This window comes from Blattabacterium cuenoti, from assembly GCF_014252115.1.
GTDB lineage: Bacteria > Bacteroidota > Bacteroidia > Flavobacteriales > Blattabacteriaceae > Blattabacterium > Blattabacterium cuenoti_AK.
Genome location: NZ_CP059211.1, coordinates 154426 through 174661, shown reverse-complemented (window position 1 = coordinate 174661; position 20236 = coordinate 154426). Strand labels below are relative to the sequence as shown.

The window sequence follows — 20236 nt, the reverse complement described above, 5'->3', positions numbered from 1 at the left end:
TTAATGTTTAAAATGTCTTTTTCCAGTAAAAGCCATTGCTATTCCATAATTATCACAAGCTTTTACAGATTCTTTATCACGTATAGATCCTCCTGGTTGAAGAATAGCACGTATACCACCAGAACGAGCCGCTTCATCTACTACATCTCTAAAAGGAAAAAAAGCATCAGATACAAGAACTAACCCAGTTTTACTTTTTTCTAAAGCCCTTTCTATAGCTTGACGAGCTGCCCAAATTCTGTTAGTTTGACCTCCAGATACTCCTAAAGTTTGTGTTCCTTTAACCACAACAATAGCATTAGATTTTACATATTTTACTACTTTTTGAGCAAAAAATAAAGATTTTAATTCTTCATCACTAAATTTTTTTTTAGTAACCACCTTATAATTTTGATCATCAGAAGAAAAATAATCTGATTCTTGTACTAAAAAACCTCCATCTATTTGCACATATTCTAATTTATCTGAAATAGGTTCATTAATACTAATAATTCTAAGATTTTTTTTTATTTTTAAAATATTTAAAACATCTGTTTCATAACTTGGAGAAAGAATCACTTCTAGAAAAATGTGATTAATTTCTTTTGCTAGTTCTTTTGTCACTGGAACATTAACAGCCATTATTCCTCCAAAAGAGGAAATAGTATCAGCATAATAGGTCTTTTGGAATGCTTCAATTATATTTTCCCCCAACGATACTCCACAAGGAGTAGAATGCTTCACTGTACAACAAGCCGGTTCAGAAAATTGAGAAACAACTTTCCATGCTATATCCATATCTCTTAAATTGTTAAATGAAAGTTTTTTTCCATGTAATTGATGAAAATTACGCATTGATCCTTTATGAAAAGTATTAATATAATAAGCCGCTTTTTGGTGTGGATTTTCCCCATAACGAAGATTCATTTTTTTTTCATAAGAGGAATGCAAATAAATAGGAAATTTATCTTCTAAAAGAGATTGAGAAATAACAGAATCATAAGCAGAAGTAAAATTGAACGCTTTTCCTGCCAATTTTTTTCTCAATTTCAATGAAGGAAAACCATAATTTTCCAGTTCATATTGAACTACCTCATAATCATTACTATCTATAATAGGGGTTACATATAAAAAATTTTTAGCGGCTGCTCTAAGCATGGATGGCCCTCCAATATCAATAAATTCTATTAGTGAATTAATACTAATTTTTTGATGTTTTTTCTCAAAAAATGGATAAAAATTTACCAAAACAATATCAATAAGATTAATATTCTGAGAATGAACAATTCTCATATGTTTTTCAGTGGAACGATCAGCTAAAATTCCCATATATATATTAGGATGAATAGTTTTTACTCTTCCATCTAAAACTTCAGGGAAAGAAGTAAAGTCGGAAACTTCTATAAGATTTGATACTTTTTTTTTGAGAAAATATTGGTAGGTTCCTCCAGTAGAAATTATTTGATATCCTTTTTGATCTAAAAAATTGACGAAATTAAATAATTTTTCATTTTTTTCATAAACACTAATCAAAGCTCTTTTCATAATACATTTCACTAATTAATTTGTTATTTTTTTGAGTATGAGTAATAAGTATACATAGATTTATTAATCCCTTCCCTTATAACTTTATAAAAGTTTGTTAATAGATTGAATTAATATTTCTTTTTCTATCATAGAAACTTTTTTTGATAAGGATGTTGGAGTCTCCTTTGAATCAATTCTACATGTTTTTTTTAAAATTACACCTCCTAAATCCACATCTTTTGTGACATAATGAACTGTAGCACCTGATATTTTTTCCTTATTTTTTATAACTTCTTGATGTACTTTTATGCCATACATTCCTCTTCCACCATATTTAGGTAGTAGAGAAGGATGAACATTTATTACCTTACCACTCCATTTTTCACAAAATTCTTCGTCAAGTATAGAAAAAAAACCTGAAAGAACTATGATATCCGGTGTGTATCTTATAAGTATATTATCTATTTCTTTAGAAAGAAATTTTTTATTAGTTTTTATTAGAGAAAATACTGTGATATTCCTTGTTAATGCATATTGAATAGCTCTACACCATCTATCAGAAATCATTATATTTACTATTGAATTATAGAGCATTCCGTTTTTAATGGATTGTAAAATATGATGTGTATTTCTTCCTTCTCCAGAAACTAAAACAGCTATTTTATTCATGGAAATATTTTTATTTCAAAAATACTTTTTTATTTTCTTTCACAATATTACCTAATACAAAAGGTTTTTCTCCCAAAAAATAAAGTTTTTCCAAAATAGAATCTCTTTCTTTAAAAGAAACTACGATAATCATTCCTACTCCCATATTAAAAGTATTCCACATTTTTTGTTCTGATAGATTTCCCCTTTCTCTAATATAATTAAAAACAGGATGAATAGGTATTTTTTCTTTTTCTATTACGGCTGATAGATTTTCTGGAATAATTCTAGATAAATTATCTAATATACCTCCTCCAGTAATATGAGCTAATCCGTGTATTACAAATGTTTTTAATAAAGTATAAATAGGAAAATGATAAATTCTGGTTGGAATTAAAAGCGTTTCATAAAACGGTTTTTTTTGAAAAAATTTCAAAAAATCTTCTGAAGAAAAAATGTTCCTAATTACAGAAAAACCATTGCTATGCACACCTGATGAAGGAAGGCCTATCAAAATATCTCCTTCGCGAATTAATTTTTTACCATCTACAAGATGATTTTTTTCTACAATACCTACACAAAATCCAGCTATATCATAATCATTTTCTTGATAAATTCCAGGCATTTCTGCAGTTTCACCTCCAATCAGACAAGTATTTGTTTTTTTACAAGAAATAGCTATACCTTGTATAATTTTTTCTATGATAGCAGTATCTAGTTTTCCACAAGCTAAATAATCTAAAAAAAATAAAGGAATTGCTCCATGACATAAAACATCATTTACACACATTGCAAAACAATCTTCTCCAATTACACCATATTTTTTGAAATCTATAGCCAGACGTAATTTAGTCCCCACTCCATCTACTCCAGAAACTAAAATAGGTTCTTTATATCCACATTCATACATTTTATAAAAACTAGAAAAATTATTTAACGTACTCATTACCCTATTGTTATAGGTTTTTTCTAAAATCTTACTAAGATTACATATGGTCATACTTTTTTTCACTTTTTTATGATTTATTTTATGTTATATTGTTTTCAGTTTTTTGAACTGGATAATTTCCGGTAAAACAACCAAAACAATAATGAATACTTCCAAGAATGTCTATAAGATTATCCATGCTTAAAAATTCTAAACTGTCCACATTTAGAATTTTTTCGATACTTTTTTTATCGATATGATTGTATGATATAAGATCTTTTCTAGTTGGAGTGTCTACTCCTAAATAACATGGTCCTATAATAGGAGGAGAAGCACTTCTAAAGTGAATTTCTTTAGCTCCTGCTTTTCTTAATATGTAAACCAATCTACGACTGGTCGTACCACGAACTATAGAATCATCAATAATAACAATTCGTTTTCCTTTTATTTCATCTAAAATAGGATTTAATTTCAAGTTTACCATTTTTTCACGCATTTCTTTTTTAGGGAGTATAAAAGATCTACCAATATATTTATTTTTTACTAAAATTGGTTTGAAAGGGATTCCAGAGGCTTTGGAATACCCAATAGAAGCTGGAACTCCAGAATCCGGAACACCGATAACCACATCAGCTTCTACTGGATGTTGTTCATAGAGTTTTTCTCCACTTTTTTCACGAACTTCATAAACATTTACATTTTCAATTAAAGAATCAGGACGAGAAAAATAAATATATTCAAAAGAACATATTCTTTTTTTTACATTTCTATTTTTTATTTTTCTAAGTTTAGAAAATTGAATTGATTTTTGATCCACAATTATAATTTCTCCTGGTAATAAATCTCTTACGTAAAAACCTCCCACAGAATCAATTCCACAAGTTTCAGAACTAAATATATAAGTTTTATCATCCAACATTCCATAACATAAAGGACGTATTCCATTTGGATCTCTAAATGCAGCCATTTTATTCTTCATAAGAACGATTACAGAATAAGCTCCTTTAATGTCAACAGTGGTTTTTTGAATAGCTTTCTCCAGATTATTCTCATATTCTGGTAAATATTTTTGTATTAAACGTAAAATAACTTCAGAATCCGAATGTTCGGATATAAAATTTATTCCTTGATGTTCCAATTCTTTACGAATATATTGAGCATTGACTAAATTTCCATTGTGTACTATAGATATAGTACTCCTTCCATAGGAATCTTCTCCAAAAAAAGGTTGAATATTTTTTTTACTTTGTCCTCCTTCTGTAGAATAACGAGTATGTCCAATTGCAGCATTTCCATGATAACATTCAGAATTAGAAATTTTTTTAAAAAAATCTAAAACAAATCCTTCATTTTTATGTGATAAAATAAATCCATCTCGTAAAACAGAAAAACCACAAGCCTCTTGCCCTCTATGTTGTAATGCAAATAAACCAAACTGAATTAAAGAAAAGGTATCTATTTTAAAAGGTGAATAAATCCCAAAAACACCACATTCATCATGAAATTTATCAGAATAATTATTTTTCAGAATAAAAGGGAATAATTGAGATATTTTCTTTTTGGAAAAAGAATATCTTTGTCCCATCATTTCAATTTTAATGGTTAACTTACATTTAACCTTTTTAATATCTCTATGTAAATATCAAATACTTCTTTTTTTTCATTTAATTCCATTCTAAATAAATCTTTATCTAATTTTTTCATCGTTTTTTTATCCCAAAAACGACAAGTATCCGGACTGATTTCATCTGAAAGAAGAATCTCGTTTTTATGATTCTTACCAAATTCTACTTTAAAATCAACCAATATAATATTTTTATTTAAAAAATATTTCTTAATAATATAGTTTATTTTCGATATTATGCTATAAATGGAATTTAATTCTTCATAGGAAAGAGCTTTTAAGAATACGGCATGATGATCATTAATTAATGGATCTTTCAATTTATCATTTTTATAAAAAATTTCAAAAATAGGATTAGAAAGATGAACCCCTTCTTTAATTCCTAAACGTTTAGACATACTCCCTGCAACAACATTACGGACAACAAATTCTAAAGGTATCATATCTACTTTATAACATAATTGTTCCCTGTTGTTTATTTTTCGTATAAAATGAGTTTTTATTCCACAAGAATTTAGAAATTTAAAAATCAGTGTAGTTATTTCATTATTTAAAATTCCTTTATCCTGTAAAAAGTTTTTTCTTAGACCATCTAAAGCGGTTAAATAATCTTTGTGATGAATTAAGACTTCAAATGGATTTTTAGTAGCATATATTTTTTTTGTTTTTCCTTCAAATAAAAGATCTTTTTTAATTATATAATTTACGATCATAAATCTATCTTAATTTTATTTATCAGTTTTTCCTTTTCTTTTTCTCTGAATTTTATCAATAACTTTCTTATATTTTGATATTTTATAGCTAAAATATGAACAGCCAATAAAGCTGCATTATAAGAGTTATTTATTCCTACTGTAGCAACAGGGACATATTTTGGCATTTGCACTATGGAAAAAAGAGCCTCTATTCCTCCTAAGGAATTATTATTATTACTACAATAAATGGGGATTCCTATAACAGGAATAATTGTTTTAGAAGAAATAACACCAGGTAAGTGAGCGGATAAACCAGCCCCTGCAATAATAACATCTGTTTCTTCAGATTCTATTTCTTTTATAGTCTTTGATAAAATATCTGGCAATCGATGTGCGGAAATTATATAAGATTTATAGTTTATATTAAATTGGTTAAGTAGTTCAGCAGTTACTTTCATAATTGATTTGTCAGAAACACTTCCAAGAAATATAGCCACTTGCATAAATTATTGTAATTTATTTTTAATAATTAATTATATTCACAAGAAATATTGTATTGCATTTCTAAAAATAGAATGTTCTTGAATATTAGGTATATTTTTTAATAATCCATGATCATAACGTTCTGGATGAGTCATTCTTCCATAAATTTTACCATTTTCACTTAATAATCCTTCTACAGCTCCAACAGATCCATTAGGATTATATAATCTATTTAAACTAGGATCCCCTTCCAAATCCACATATTGTGTTGCAATTTGGTTTCTATCTAATAAAATATTTATTGTTTCTTTATTTGCATAAAATCTTCCTTCACTATGAGATATAGGAAGAGTATATATTTTATTTTTCATTCCATTTAACCATGGAGAGTGATCAGATATCACTTTAATATGAACACATTGGGATATATGTTTTTCTATTTTATTATACGTCAGTGTAGGAGAATTCTGATTTCTCAAACAAATTTTACCATAAGGTAATAATCCAGATTTTATTAAACCTTGAAACCCATTACAAATTCCTAAAATCAATCCATCCTTATTAAGAAAATGTTGAATAGCATCTTGAATATATGGATTATGTAATATAGATACTATAAATTTAGCAGAACCATCTGGTTCATCACCAGCACTAAAACCTCCACAAAGCATAAATATTTGCACGGATTCTATATGCTTTTTAAAAGAAAATATGGATTCCATAACATTTTTGTCATATAGATTTTTGAATACTAAAGTATTTACTATAGATCCTTCTTTTTCAAATGCACGAATTGATTCAAATTCACCATTTGTACCGGGAAATATAGGAATAAATACACTAGGTTTTCCTTTTTTTTTCAGTTTACATTTCCATATGATAGAATTATATTCCTTTTCTTTTTTAATTTTAAATTTTTGAATATTCTTTTTTTCTTTATTGTTCTTTTTATTTTCATTAGGAGAAAAAATAGGATTTAAAGTTTTCAACCAACATTTTATAGATTCATCTATATCAATAGATATTCCATTGAAATTTAAATTTTTATGAGAAGTAATTTCTCCTATTGGAATAAAATTATTGTTTTTAATGGAAGATGATGATTCTATAATTAAGGAACCTATATTTGTTTCCAATAAATGATCTTTATAATTAATCACTGCACCTAAACAATTTCCAAAAGACATTTTTGCAATAGCGACGGAAATACCTCCATCTTTTACTGTCTTTATAGAAACAATTTTACCGGAACAAATTTCTTTATAAATTTCTTCATAGGCTTCTTTTATAGAATCAAAATTTGGCATTTCATTTTCTAATGAATTATGATAATACAAATAAATTTTATTTCCTACTTTTTTAAATTCAGGAGATATTATATTGGAACATAAACTTGTAGATACAGAAAAAGCAATAAATGTTGGGGGAACATGTAAATTTTTGTATGTTCCAGACATAGAATCTTTTCCTCCTATAGAAGCCAATTCTAATGACATTTGAGCATGATAAGCTCCTAGTAAAGCAGAAAAAGGTTTTCCCCAATTTTCTGGATTATTTCCTAGTTTTTGATAATATTCTTGAAAACTAAAATAGGAATTTTTATAATTTCCACCCATAGAAATAATTTTAGAAATACATTCCACAATAGCATAAGCTCCTCCATGAAAAGGGCTCCAAGTAGAAACTTCAGGATGAAAACCCCAAGAAACTAAACTGACTGTATTTGTATTCCCCTTTAAAACAGGAATCTTTTGAACACTTCCTTCAGATGGAGTCATTTGATATTTTCCACCAAAAGGCATTAAAACTGTAGTACCACCTACAGTACTATCAAACATTTCTACTAAACTTTTTTGAGAAGCTATATTTAATTCAGAAAGAGTATTTAAAAATGTTTCTTTATTAAAAATAATTTTCTCTGATTTTTTAAAAGGAGAAACTGAAGTAGGAGAATTCACACGAACAGTTATTTTTTTATGGGATCCTTTTGTATTCAAAAAAGAACTTTTCACATTAAAAATTTCTTTTTTTTTATAATAAAAAATAATACGTTTGTTATCAGTGATTTCTCCTATAGGAACAGACATTATATTTTCTTCATGAGAAAAATGAATAAATTTTTTCACATCTTTATAATCTAATATAACGGCTATACGTTCTTGAGATTCCGAAAGTGCAATTTCTACAGCTTTTATATTGTTATTTTCTGCATTTTTTACTGGTATTTTATCTAAATAAAGTACTAAACTGTCGCTTAATTCCCCTATAGCAACAGCAGCACCTCCTGCTCCAAAATCATTACTTTTTTTAATTAAAGAAACAACTTTTTTTTTTCTAAAAAATCTTTGAATTTTTCTTTCTATTATTGGATTCCCTTTTTGTTGCACATTATCTTTTAAATCAGATTTATCTTCTTTTTCTTTAGAAGAATCTACAGCTCCTCCAATTCCTTCTTTCCTTGTTAACCCCCCAACTAATAAAATAATATCTCCTTTTTTTGGTTTTTCCTGTTTTATAAAATCAACGGGTACAGCTCCAACAACCATACCTATTTCCATTCTTTTAGCTCTATAACCTTCATGGTATATTTCATGTACATGGGTTGTTGCTAATCCTATTTGATTTCCATAAGAACTATAACCACAAGCTGATTCAAAACAAATTTTATGTTGTGGAATTTTTCCTTTTATAGGGGGGGTCTTTAAATGGATAGGGTCAGCAGCACCACTCAATCTTACCCCCTGATAAACAAATGCTCTACCTGATAAAGGATCACGAATTGCCCCACCTATACAAGTGGAAGCTCCTACAAAAGGAGCTATTTCAGTAGGATGATTATGAGTTTCATTTTTAAATAATAAATACCATTTTTCTTTTTTATTTTTTTCTGTAAAATCTACATTTACCTTAATAATACATGCATTATGTTCATTTGATAAAACAAAATTTTTTAATTTTCCCTTTTTATAAAGAATTTTAGAAGGTAAACTAGATAAATCCATAAGATTTATAGGATATTTTGATCTACCTATATAATCTCTATCTTTTAAATATTTTTTAAAAATACTTTGATATGTTTGTTTTAATGATCCATAAAAAGATATGTTTATTAATGTAGTAAAAAATGTTACATGACGACAATGATCAGACCAATAAACATCAAATATACGTAATTCTGCTTTTGTTGGATTTCTTTTTTCTTGAGAGAAATATTTTTGTATAAATAGAAAATCATTTACATTCATAGAAAAATTCCATTTTCTATGTATTTCTATAATTTTTTCAACAGAAAAATTAATGAAATTATCTATTATTTCTTTATCATCTTCTTTTTTTTCTGTATTCAAGCATGATTGAATGTAATATTTTTTAATTTTATAAAAATCCTGTTTCTTTTTTACCCCAATTAATTCAATTAATTGTCCCGTTTTTACTGAAATCATAGCTGATGATTCAGGATCTATAACTTTTATACATTGCATAGCTGCATGTGCTCGATCATCATATTTATCTGGAAAAAATTTTATATATGAAGCATTAAAATTCTGTATTTTTTTGTGTAAAATATCTGTAACAGGATCTACAAAAATTTTTGATAAACTTTCTAAAAAAAGTTTTTCATTAATATTATATATATCATATATATGATAAACAACTACATTGGACAATGAAATATTTATACTTCTTAATTCATTGTGTAATTTTCTAGAATCAATATCAAAAGGTCTTTTTTTTTGTATATAAATTCTAAAATTCATAATTTTATTATTGGATTTTTCTATCCACGTTCTATATATTAGAATCAATTAGATGATGAAAACGATTTAATATAGGATTCACTTTCGAATCAATAAATTCTAAGGTTTGATCTGAAGAAAACCCTGTTAAATTTTCGTAGTTTAGAATTTTACTTATTTGTTCTTTATGAATGGGTATTTTTTTATCGTGTAAAATACGTTGAATAAAATCATTTTCCATTCCTTCTAATTTAATTTTATCATTTGTTTTCATAGAATGAACCCGTATTCTTTCATGAATATCCTGTCTATCTGCCCCATTTTTTACACATTCTATAATAATATATTCAGTAATTAAAAAAGGAAGTTCTTCTTTTATATGTTTATCAATAATCTTAGGATATACAACAATATTTTCTAATATATTATTCCAAATCATTAAAATAGAATCTACAGCTAAGAATGATTGTCCTATAACTAATCGTCTATTTGCAGAATCATCTAAAGTCCGTTCTAACCATTGGGTAGCTGAAACGAAAGCTGAACTACTAGAAAGAGAAATAACATATTTAGCTAAAGATGCCATACGTTCACTAAGTATTGGATTCCGTTTATAAGCCATAGCACTAGATCCAATTTGTTCTTTTTCAAAAGGTTCTTCCATTTCTTTTAGGTTTTGTAATAAACGTAAATCGTTACTAAATTTATGAGAAGATTGAGATATATTGGATAAAAAATTTAATATTTGAGCATCAACTTTTCTATCGTAAGTTTGCCCTGTGATAGAAAAAACATTTTTAAATCCGAATTTTTCAGATAATTTTCTTTCTAAATCTTTTAATTTTTGCAAATTACCATCAAATAGTTTTTTAAAACTATCTGCTGAACCTACAGTTCCTTTAACTCCTCTAAAATGAATATTTCTTAACCTAAATTCCAATTCTTCTAAATCTAGAAGTAGACTTTGTAACCACAAAGCAGAACGTTTACCTACAGTAATTAATTGAGCCGGTTGATAATGAGTAAAAGCTAAAGTAGGAATCTTGTGATATTCCAAAGTAAAATTTCTAAGACGAAAAATGATATTAATCAATTTTTTTAATAAAATTTCTAATCCATCTCTGATTAAAATAATATCCGTGTTATCTCCTAAAAAGGCACTCGTGACACCTAAATGAATAATAGGTCTAGCTATAATTGCTTTTTCTCCAAAAGCATATAAATGAGCCATAACATCATGCCTAAATTTTTTTTCAAAAAAAGATACCCTATTCCAATCTATGTTATATAAATGATTTTTTAAATCATCAATTTGTTCATTACTAATATTTAATCCTAATTCTTTTTGAATTTCTGCCAAATAAAACCATAACTTTCTCCAAAGAATAAACTTTTTTTTTGGAGAAAAATTATATAACATTTCTTTACTACCATATCGTTCTACTAAGGGATTTTTATATCTTTCCACAAGAAATATTTTCTTTAATTAAAAATTTTAAAAAATAAAGACTTATTTTTAACAATATTTTGATTTCTTTCAGAACCTACAGAAATTAATAGAATTTCTAAGTTTAAAAAATCTTCGATAAATTTAATATATTTTTTACAATTATTTGGTAAATCTATATATTCATGTATGTGAGATATATTTTGTTTCCATCCATGTAAATCTATGTAAATTCCTTTTATATTTTGTTTTATTTTCGCCGGAAAATATTGTAAAACTTGATCATCAGATTTGTATTTTATGCATATTTTAATAATATCAAACTCACTTAAAACATCTAATTTTGTAATAACTAAATAATTGATCCCATTAATCATACAAGAATACTTAAGAGCTACTAAATCCAACCATCCACATCGTCTTGGGCGTTTTGTAGTTGCTCCGTATTCATTTCCTTTCTGACGTATCACATCACTCATTTCATTTTTTATTTCTGTAGGAAAAGGTCCAAACCCTACACGAGTGCAATATGCTTTTGTTATTCCTATAAAATTTTTTAAAAAGTTAGGAGGAATACCAGATCCTACACATACGCCTCCTGTAGAAGTAGAAGAAGTAGTTACATATGGATATGTTCCATAATCTATATCCAATAACATAGCTTGAGCTCCTTCAAACAAAATCTTTTTTTTTTTATGAAAAGCTTGGTGAGTTTCATAAACTGCGTCTATAATTCGATCATAAAGAATTTTTGCATATTCTATATATTCTTCGTAAATAGATTTGAAAGAAAGGGGTTTTTTTTTAAAAATTTTTATAAATATTTTATTTTTAACATCAATATTATACTTTAATTTTTTGTAGAATACTTTTAAATCTAGTAAATCTAAAACACGAATACCTGTACGGGAAATTTTATCTACATAAGTAGGACCAATTCCTTTATGTGTAGTTCCAATTAACCTATCTCCTAAAAACTCTTCTTGATATTGATCTAGTAAACAATGATAAGGCATAGTTACATGTGCTCTTTTTGCTAAAAAAATTTTTGACGTATTAATACCCATAGATTCTAAATTCTGTATTTCTTGTATCAAAGATTTAGGATCAACGACTACTCCAGGACCAATGATACATTTTACACCAGGATAAATTACTCCAGAAGGAATTAAATGAAGAACAAAATAACGATTTTTAATATGAATAGAATGACCTGAATTATTTCCTCCTTGATAACGAATCACATAATCCGACTTTTTAGCAAGTAAGTCTGTAATTTTCCCTTTTCCCTCGTCACCCCATTGTAAACCAACAATAACATTTGAAGGCATGATTTTTTTATATTTTGATGATTATACTATTTCATCACAAAGTTAATTCTTATAAATGGATAATAAAAAATATTTCAGTTTATTTTTTTTGAAAATTTTTTTTAACATGTTGATAAGCTAATTTTGTTGTTTTTCTTCCTCTAGGTGTTCTAATTAAATATCCTTCTTGAATCAGAAAAGGTTCATAAACTTCTTCTATAGTATCTGAATTTTCACTAACAGCTGTTGCTATAGTATTAATTCCTACAGGTCCTCCTTTAAAATAATCTATGATATATGAAAGAATTCTATTATCCATCTCATCTAATCCATATTTATCTACATTAAGAGCTTTTAATCCTAAATTACATATATTCATATCAATAGTTCCATTTCCTTTTATTTGCGCAAAATCACGAATTCTACGTAATAAAGCGTTTGCAATACGTGGAGTACCACGGCTTCTATTAGCAATTTCACAAGAGGCTTCTTCCGTTATTGGTATATTGAGTAATTTTGCACTACGATTTACAATGTTTTTTAATAATTTTTTGTCATAATAGTTGAGACGAAAATTAATTCCAAATCTAGAACGCATAGGAGCCGTAAGTAATCCTGATCTTGTAGTAGACCCTATTAAAGTGAAAGGAGATAGATCTATTTGTAGTGATCTGGCATTAGAACCAGAATCTATAATAATATCTATTTTATAATTTTCCATAGCTGAATATAAATATTCCTCAACAATTGGAGAAAGTCGGTGAATTTCATCAATAAAAATTACATCATTTATTTTCAAATGAATCAATAAACCAGCTAAATCCCCAGGTTTATCTAAAACAGACCCTGAAGTTACAGTTATGTTTACACGTAATTCATTGGCTACAATATGTGCTAATGTTGTTTTTCCCAATCCTGGAGGTCCATGAAATAAAATGTGATCTAAAGCTTCCTTTCTTTTTTTAGAGGCTTGAATAAAAATTCTTAAATTTTCTAATATTTCATGTTGCCCGATAAAATCTTGAATAGTTTTGGGATTTAAGGCTTTTTCTAAATGAAATGACACTGTATCGAGATTTTATTAAAAAATTAAAAGAAATATAAATAATACAATAAAATTCCAAGATTTTAAAAGATCTAAGATAGAATAATTTGTTAAATCAAATTGAATAGGAACAATAGATATATATCCGTTTTCTAATGCCCATTCATCTGTATCTACTTTTTTATCTAAATTAATAAAATCACCTACTAGCCAATAATAAGTTCTTCCTTTAGGATTATAACGTTTATTAAAACTTTCTTTCCATTTAGATTCTGCTTGTCTACATATTTTAACTCCTTTAATTTCTTCTTTTTTTAATTTAGGAATATTTACATTTAAAGTAATGATTTTTTTTGGGACAGGATTATGAAGAATTTTTTCAACAATTTGACATATGTATTTTTTAGATGGTTCAAAATCAGCATTCCAATTAAAATCTAGAAGAGAAAATCCTACAGAAGGAATTCCTTCTATACTTGCTTCAATAACAGCCGAAACAGTACCAGAATACATGATATTTACAGAAGAATTTGAACCATGATTAATTCCTGATACACAAATATCAGGTTTTCTAGGAAGAAGATCACTAATTGCTAGTTTAACACAATCAACTGGAGTACCAGAACATTCCCATTCTTTTTGAATTCCATTATCTATTTTTACCGAATCACAATGTAATATTGTATTCATTGTTATTGCATGTCCTATTCCAGATTGAGCTTTATTCGGAGCCACTACATATACATCTCCTAAAAGATTCATATAATGAATAAGAGCCCTAATCCCTGGAGCTATGATTCCATCGTCATTTGTAACTAAAATAATTGGTTTTTTCTTCATTTTTTAAATATTTATTCTATTCATCATATATTATATATAATTTTGTTAATATTTTTTTCAACCAGAATATAACTTTGAATCTTAAAATAAAAAAATTACTTAAATTTTTTAAATACGTAATAATTGGTTTTTTCTTCATTTTTTCATTAAGTTTTTGTTCTCCTAACGGAGAGGAGGAAAAACAACGTATAATACTCAAAATAATATATAAAACACTTCATTTTTTACATCCAAATCCTATTTCTGTAGATAATAACTTTTCACAAAAAGTGTATCAAAAGTTTTTTGAAAAATTAGATAGTCAAAAACGTTTTTTTATACAAAAAGATGTAGAAGATCTTTCTATGTTTCATGATAAAATAGATGATTTTTGGATTCATGGAGACCTTACATTTTTTAATATTATTATGAAGTGTTATTTTCAAAGAATAAAAGAAGTAGAATGTATATGTTATCAAATATTGAAAACACCTTTTAATTTTAATCAAAACGAAGTGTTTAAAGAAAGAAATTTTTCTTATTCAAAAAATAAAAAAGAATGGATTGAAAAATGGAAAAAATATTTAAAATATTTAACTTTATTAGAAATAATCACAAATACAAATCAAAAAATATCCATAAATCAAGAAAAAATTTGGAGAAAAATTTTTTTAAAAAACGAAGAAAAATCAAGAAAAAAAGTAGAAAAATATATTCAAGAATATTTCAGAAAATTAAAAATAAAAAAAAAAACCGATTGGTTTCCAATATACGTGAATACGATAACTTCTCAATATGATCCTCATACTAATTATTTTTCCCCTAGAGAAAAAGAAATTTTTGATTTAAACATATCTGGACAAACAGAAGGAATTGGAATAGAATTACAAGATGATAAAGGATATCCTACCGTTATAAAAATAATTTATGGTGGACCTGCATGGAAAAATAAAAAAATAGAAATAGGAGATAAAATTATACGAGTAGCAAAGAATGTGAATTCAGAATTCATAAATATTGTAGGTATGTTACTGGAAGATTCAATTCGTTTAATAAAAGGAAAAAAAGGAAGCAAAGTTAGATTAACTATTCAAAAAAAAAATGGATCTATAAAAGAAGTGATTCTCACCAGAGAGATAATTGAAAAAAAAGAAATTTTCGCAAAAAGTGTTGTAATTATGGATAATAATAAAAATAAATATGGTTTAATTTTTTTACCAGAATTTTATTTTAATCCTAAAAATAAAAACGGAAGAAATGCAGCTAAAGATATAAAAGAAATCATTGAAAAATTAAAAAAAGAAAATATCAAAGGGATTTTGATAGACATCAGAAATAATGGAGGAGGATCTTTAAATACTGTAATAAAAATTGCTGGTTTCTTTTTAGGAAAAGTTCCTATTGTACAAATAGGAAAACCTAACAGAAAAAAAAAGGTACTCGAAAGTCATGAACATAAAATGTTATGGAAAGGGCCTCTTGTGGTTCTTGTGAACGAATTATCTGCTTCTGCTTCTGAAATTTTTTCTGCTGCTATAGCAGATTACAAGAGAGGAATTATTGTTGGTAGTAATCAAACTTATGGAAAAGGAACAGTTCAAACTATTTATCCATTAAATCGATTCTTATTCTACAAGATAGAATTAGGAGCTTTAAAATTTACTATCAATAAATTCTATCGAGTGAACGGCTGTTCTACTCAATTAAAGGGTGTAAATTCTGATATAGTTATTCCAAGTAACATAAAAGGTCTATTTTTTAAATATATGGAAAAAAATAAAAATAATCCCATTCCATGGGATTATACAGATCCTATTCCTTTCCTTCGTTCTTATTTTTATTATAACAATTTATATCTAGAAAATATTAAATGTAAAAGCATAAAACGTTTAAAAAGAAATAAGGATTTTATCACTATTCATAATAAAATACAATTATTAGAAAGAAAAATATCTAATGAAAGACAATTTTCTTTAAACTGGAAAAGATTTTTTTATGAAAGTTTAAAAATAAAAAAAAGAAACGAAAACTTTAAAAAGTTAAGAAATTACTTAAATATATATGGATCACAAAACTTCTCTACCTGTTATAAAATCATTTTGAATGAAAATGAATCAGAAAAACAAATAAAATGGAAAAAAAATATAAAAAAAGATTTTCATATAACAGAATGTATCAATATTTTACGAGATTTTAATGAAAATCCATAATAGGTTTATATACTTTTTCAACATCAGCTATGGCATCATTTTCTTTTAGATTAATTAATCTAACACCTTGAGTCGTTCTTCCCATAACTCTTATATCTGATATAGGAATACGTATAATAACTCCTGATTTTTTTATAATCATTAAATCATCTTGATCCGTAACATATTTTATAGAAATTAAACTTCCCGTTTTTTTAGTTATATTAATTGTTTTAATTCCTTTACCACCACGATTGGTTATACGGTAATCTTTGATATGAGATCTTTTTCCAAATCCTTTTTCAGAAACTACTAATAAATGTCCTTTTTCTTTTCCTATAATATCCACACATATCATTCCAACAACCAAATCTTGGTTATTTTTTGTATTAATTCCTATAACTCCCGAAGAATTTCTACCAGTGATACGGATTTGATTTTCTGAAAAACGAATAATTCTTCCACTTTTAACAGCAATAAAAACATGGCTATTCCCCTTAGTTAGAATAGCTTCTAGCAAAGAATCTCCTTTACGTATCACAATAGCATTGATACCATATTTTCTAGGTCTAGAATAATTATATAAAGATGTTTTTTTAATAATACCTTTTTTCGTAACCATCATCACATAATAATCTTTTACATATTTTTTATTGGTAAGATCTCCTGTTAATATATAAGCATTAACTTTATCATCTGGTTGAATATGAATAATGTTTTGTATCGCTCTTCCCTTAGAAATTTTAGATCCTTCTGGGATTTCATATACTCTTAACCAAAAACATTTTCCTTTTTCTGTAAAAAAAAGCAGATATTGATGATTACTTGCTACAAGTAAATGTTTAAAAAAATCTGATTCTCTAGCGATAGCTCCCCTGTTTCCTACACCTCCTCTTCCTTGACGTTTATATTCTGATAAAGATGTTCTCTTAATATAACCAGCATGGGATATAGTAAGAACTACTTGTTCATTTTCAATTAAATCTTCTATATTTACTTTATTTCCAGAATAGTCAATTTGTGTACAACGTGGATCTTGGTATTTTCTTTTTATATCAAAAAGTTCTTCTTTAATAATTTTAGTTCTTGTGGAATATTCTTTCAAAATACTTTTAAAGTATTCTATTTTTTTAACAAGTTCTTCATATTCTCTTTTCAATTTTTTTCTTTCTAAAGATGTCAAGCTTTGTAATTTCATGTCTAAAATGGATTTAGACTGATTTTTTGATATTTGAAATTTTTGAATCAATTTATCACAAGCATCATAATGATTTTTTGATTCTTGAATTAGCTGAATCAAAATATTTAAATGGTCTAATATTTTCAAATATCCCAATAAAATATGAACACGGTTTTGAGATTTTTCTAATTCATATTTTGTACGACGAATAATAACATCATGTCTATGATCAACAAAATGTTGAATCATATTTTTTATATTTAATTGAACAGGTTTTCCATTAACTAGAGCTATATTGTTTACATTAAAGTAAGTTTGCAAAGAAGTATATTGAAATAACTTATTTAACAATATATTATAATTTGTATTTTGTTTTAAAATGTAAACAATACGTAATCCATTTCTATCCGATTCATCACGAATTTGATAAATACCTTCCATCTTTCCTTCCTTCATCAATTCAACAGTTCTAGAAATAAGATCAGCTTTATTGACTTGATAAGGAATTTCATCTACAATAATACACTGTCGTCCATGAATTTCTTCTAAATGTACCTTAGCACGTAAAACAATACGTCCTTTTCCAGTAAGGAAAGCATTTTTTACACCATCATATCCGTAAATAATCCCGCCTGTAGGAAAATCAGGAGCTTTAATATGTTTCATAATTTGTTCTATAGATATATCGTTATTATCTATATAAGCACAAATAGCATTTATAGTTTCTTTTAAATTATGAGGAGGAATATTAGTTGCCATTCCAACTGCAATGCCAGAAGATCCATTAATTAAAAGATTGGGAATTCGTGTAGGTAAAACAGTAGGTTCTTCCAAAGAGTCATCAAAATTTAATTGCATATCTACTGTTTTCTTTTTAATATCCAATAACATTTCTTCAGATATTTTTTTCATTCTGACTTCTGTATAACGCATAGCTGCTGGAGGGTCCGCATCCAATGATCCAAAGTTTCCTTGTCCATCTATTAATGGATAACGTAATGTCCATTTTTGAGTCATACGAACCATAGTATCATAAACAGAAACATCTCCATGTGGATGATATTTACCCAATACTTCTCCAACAATACGAGCAGATTTTTTATAAGAACTGTTTGAAATCACTCCTAATTGATACATTCCATAAAGAACTCTTCTATGTACAGGTTTCATTCCGTCTCTTACATCAGGAAGTGCTCTAGATACAATAACAGACATAGAATAATCTATGTAAGATGATTTCATTTCATCCTCAATATTAATAGGAATCAATTTTTCTCCTTCACTTTCATTCATTTTTTTGAAAATATTAATTAATGAATTAAAATATTTATTTAGTTAATAAAAAAGCTTTTTTTAATTAAGGAATGTGGGACTTGACAATTATACGAACATTTTCCTATTTCTTTTAATAAAGAAAATTGAATTTTGTTTTTTTCATTTTTTTTATCATGTTCCATAATCAATAATAATTTTTGAATTTCTAATTTAGAAATTTTATTGTCCATTGGATATAATACAGAAAGTGTTGATTTAATTTCTTTGTAATCAGTTATAGATAAACCATTAATTTCGCAAGAAATCCATGATTCATAAATCATACCCATAGTCACAGCAACTCCGTGTATCATTTGATTGATATTCATAAAATAACTTTCTAAAGCATGTCCAATAGTATGACCAAAATTAAGGATTTTTCTTAATCCTTTTTCTTTAGGATCCCGATCTACAATTTTTTTTTTAATCAAAATAGATTTATGAATTAAATCTTTCCATTCATTTTCATTTCTATCTATTTGTATTTTATTCATCTGTTTCCAATATTTTTTATCAGCTATTAATCCATGTTTTAACATTTCTGCTATTCCAGAAAAAATTTCTTTATTTGGAAGTGTTTTTAAAAAATGAGTATCAATGATTAAAAATTCTGGAACATAAAAAGATCCTATTTCATTTTTTATAGAGTCCAAATTAATACCTGTTTTATATCCTATTGCAGCATCAACCATTCCTAATAAAGTTGTAGGAATATTTACAAATCGAATACCTCTTTTGAAGATAGAAGCTACAAATCCACCAATATCTGTTATAACTCCTCCTCCTAAATTTAGAATTAAACTTCTTCTAGTCGCCTTAAATTTTTCTAGATTTTTACATATTTGAACACACGTATAAATATTTTTTTCTTTTTCTCCTGATTTTATCTTAATGATATTAGATTTTTTTAAAAAAACTATTTTCTGAAAAAGAATAGGAAGACAATGTATGTAGGTATTATCATCTACTATAACAAATATATTTTTTACAGAATCTATTTGATGTAGTAAATAATTTTTAAGAACATCATAGGCAACTTCATTAAAATGTACAAATTCTTCCCTTTTTTTCATGAATCTATCTTCAGTTTAACAAACTTAACCAATTTTTTTTATTAATTAATGAAATAAAATATTCTATATAACCAAAAAATGATAAAAGTTAAACCTATTGTTAAAAAAAATATATTTGGGATCCATCCTAAAATATTAATAAATTTAAATAAACATTCCATAATAAAAAGAATATATTTAGTTTTTTAGTTTCATATGAAAATAAATATTTTTTTAGTTAAAAATGGAAATATTTAAC

Annotated in this window: 14 protein-coding genes; 1 reads left to right on the top strand and 13 read right to left on the bottom strand. The window is 26.4% G+C overall.

The features are described 5' to 3' along the window. The 11 genes from purH to surE form a co-directional block, all read right to left on the bottom strand. Positions 1–1524: a bifunctional phosphoribosylaminoimidazolecarboxamide formyltransferase/IMP cyclohydrolase gene (gene purH / locus H0H44_RS00800; RefSeq protein ID WP_185871781.1), complete on the bottom strand. Its 1524-nt coding sequence runs from the start codon at positions 1522–1524 to the stop codon at positions 1–3. An 84-nt stretch (positions 1525–1608) separates the two neighbouring features. Then, positions 1609–2175 (bottom strand): formyltransferase family protein, encoded by a 567-nt coding sequence (locus tag H0H44_RS00795; RefSeq protein WP_185871780.1) that lies wholly within the window; start codon positions 2173–2175, stop codon positions 1609–1611. A gap of 10 nt (positions 2176–2185) precedes the next feature. Continuing rightward, the gene (purM, locus tag H0H44_RS00790) at positions 2186–3166 is read right to left on the bottom strand and encodes a phosphoribosylformylglycinamidine cyclo-ligase (protein ID WP_185871779.1); all 981 of its coding nucleotides are present in this window, start codon (positions 3164–3166) and stop codon (positions 2186–2188) included. A gap of 16 nt (positions 3167–3182) precedes the next feature. Then, positions 3183–4667 carry an amidophosphoribosyltransferase gene (gene purF, locus H0H44_RS00785; RefSeq protein WP_185871928.1) on the bottom strand — a complete coding sequence of 495 codons (1485 nt, stop codon included), beginning with the start codon at positions 4665–4667 and terminating at the stop codon, positions 3183–3185. 17 nt (positions 4668–4684) lie between these two features. Next, complete coding sequence (gene purC / locus H0H44_RS00780; protein WP_185871778.1) at positions 4685–5419, bottom strand: phosphoribosylaminoimidazolesuccinocarboxamide synthase; 735 nt, start codon at positions 5417–5419, stop codon at positions 4685–4687. Beyond that, the gene (gene purE, locus H0H44_RS00775; protein ID WP_185871777.1) at positions 5416–5904 is read right to left on the bottom strand and encodes a 5-(carboxyamino)imidazole ribonucleotide mutase; all 489 of its coding nucleotides are present in this window, start codon (positions 5902–5904) and stop codon (positions 5416–5418) included. Before purE ends, purC begins: the two co-directional genes overlap by 4 nt. A gap of 36 nt (positions 5905–5940) precedes the next feature. Further along, on the bottom strand, positions 5941–9642 hold the full coding sequence (locus H0H44_RS00770; protein WP_185871776.1) for a phosphoribosylformylglycinamidine synthase: 3702 nt from the start codon (positions 9640–9642) through the stop codon (positions 5941–5943). Positions 9643–9673: 31 nt separating this feature from the next. Then, positions 9674–11089 (bottom strand): adenylosuccinate lyase, encoded by a 1416-nt coding sequence (gene purB, locus H0H44_RS00765; RefSeq protein WP_185871775.1) that lies wholly within the window; start codon positions 11087–11089, stop codon positions 9674–9676. A 14-nt stretch (positions 11090–11103) separates the two neighbouring features. Continuing rightward, positions 11104–12399, bottom strand: a complete 1296-nt coding sequence (locus H0H44_RS00760) for an adenylosuccinate synthase (RefSeq protein ID WP_185871774.1) — start codon at positions 12397–12399, stop codon at positions 11104–11106. A 79-nt stretch (positions 12400–12478) separates the two neighbouring features. Next, positions 12479–13444 carry a Holliday junction branch migration DNA helicase RuvB gene (gene ruvB / locus H0H44_RS00755; RefSeq protein WP_185871773.1) on the bottom strand — a complete coding sequence of 322 codons (966 nt, stop codon included), beginning with the start codon at positions 13442–13444 and terminating at the stop codon, positions 12479–12481. 15 nt (positions 13445–13459) lie between these two features. Beyond that, on the bottom strand, positions 13460–14263 hold the full coding sequence (gene surE / locus H0H44_RS00750) for a 5'/3'-nucleotidase SurE (protein ID WP_185871772.1): 804 nt from the start codon (positions 14261–14263) through the stop codon (positions 13460–13462). A gap of 74 nt (positions 14264–14337) precedes the next feature. Here surE and H0H44_RS00745 point away from each other — a divergent pair, with 74 nt between their 5' ends. Beyond that, positions 14338–16452 carry a carboxy terminal-processing peptidase gene (locus tag H0H44_RS00745; RefSeq protein ID WP_185871771.1) on the top strand — a complete coding sequence of 705 codons (2115 nt, stop codon included), beginning with the start codon at positions 14338–14340 and terminating at the stop codon, positions 16450–16452. Here the strand turns inward: H0H44_RS00745 and gyrA are convergent. Next, complete coding sequence (gene gyrA, locus H0H44_RS00740; RefSeq protein ID WP_185871770.1) at positions 16436–18904, bottom strand: DNA gyrase subunit A; 2469 nt, start codon at positions 18902–18904, stop codon at positions 16436–16438. The two genes, H0H44_RS00745 and gyrA, sit on opposite strands and share 17 nt — an antisense overlap. A gap of 38 nt (positions 18905–18942) precedes the next feature. After that, positions 18943–19998 (bottom strand): 3-dehydroquinate synthase, encoded by a 1056-nt coding sequence (gene aroB, locus H0H44_RS00735; RefSeq protein ID WP_185871769.1) that lies wholly within the window; start codon positions 19996–19998, stop codon positions 18943–18945. Positions 19999–20236 lie beyond the last annotated feature (238 nt).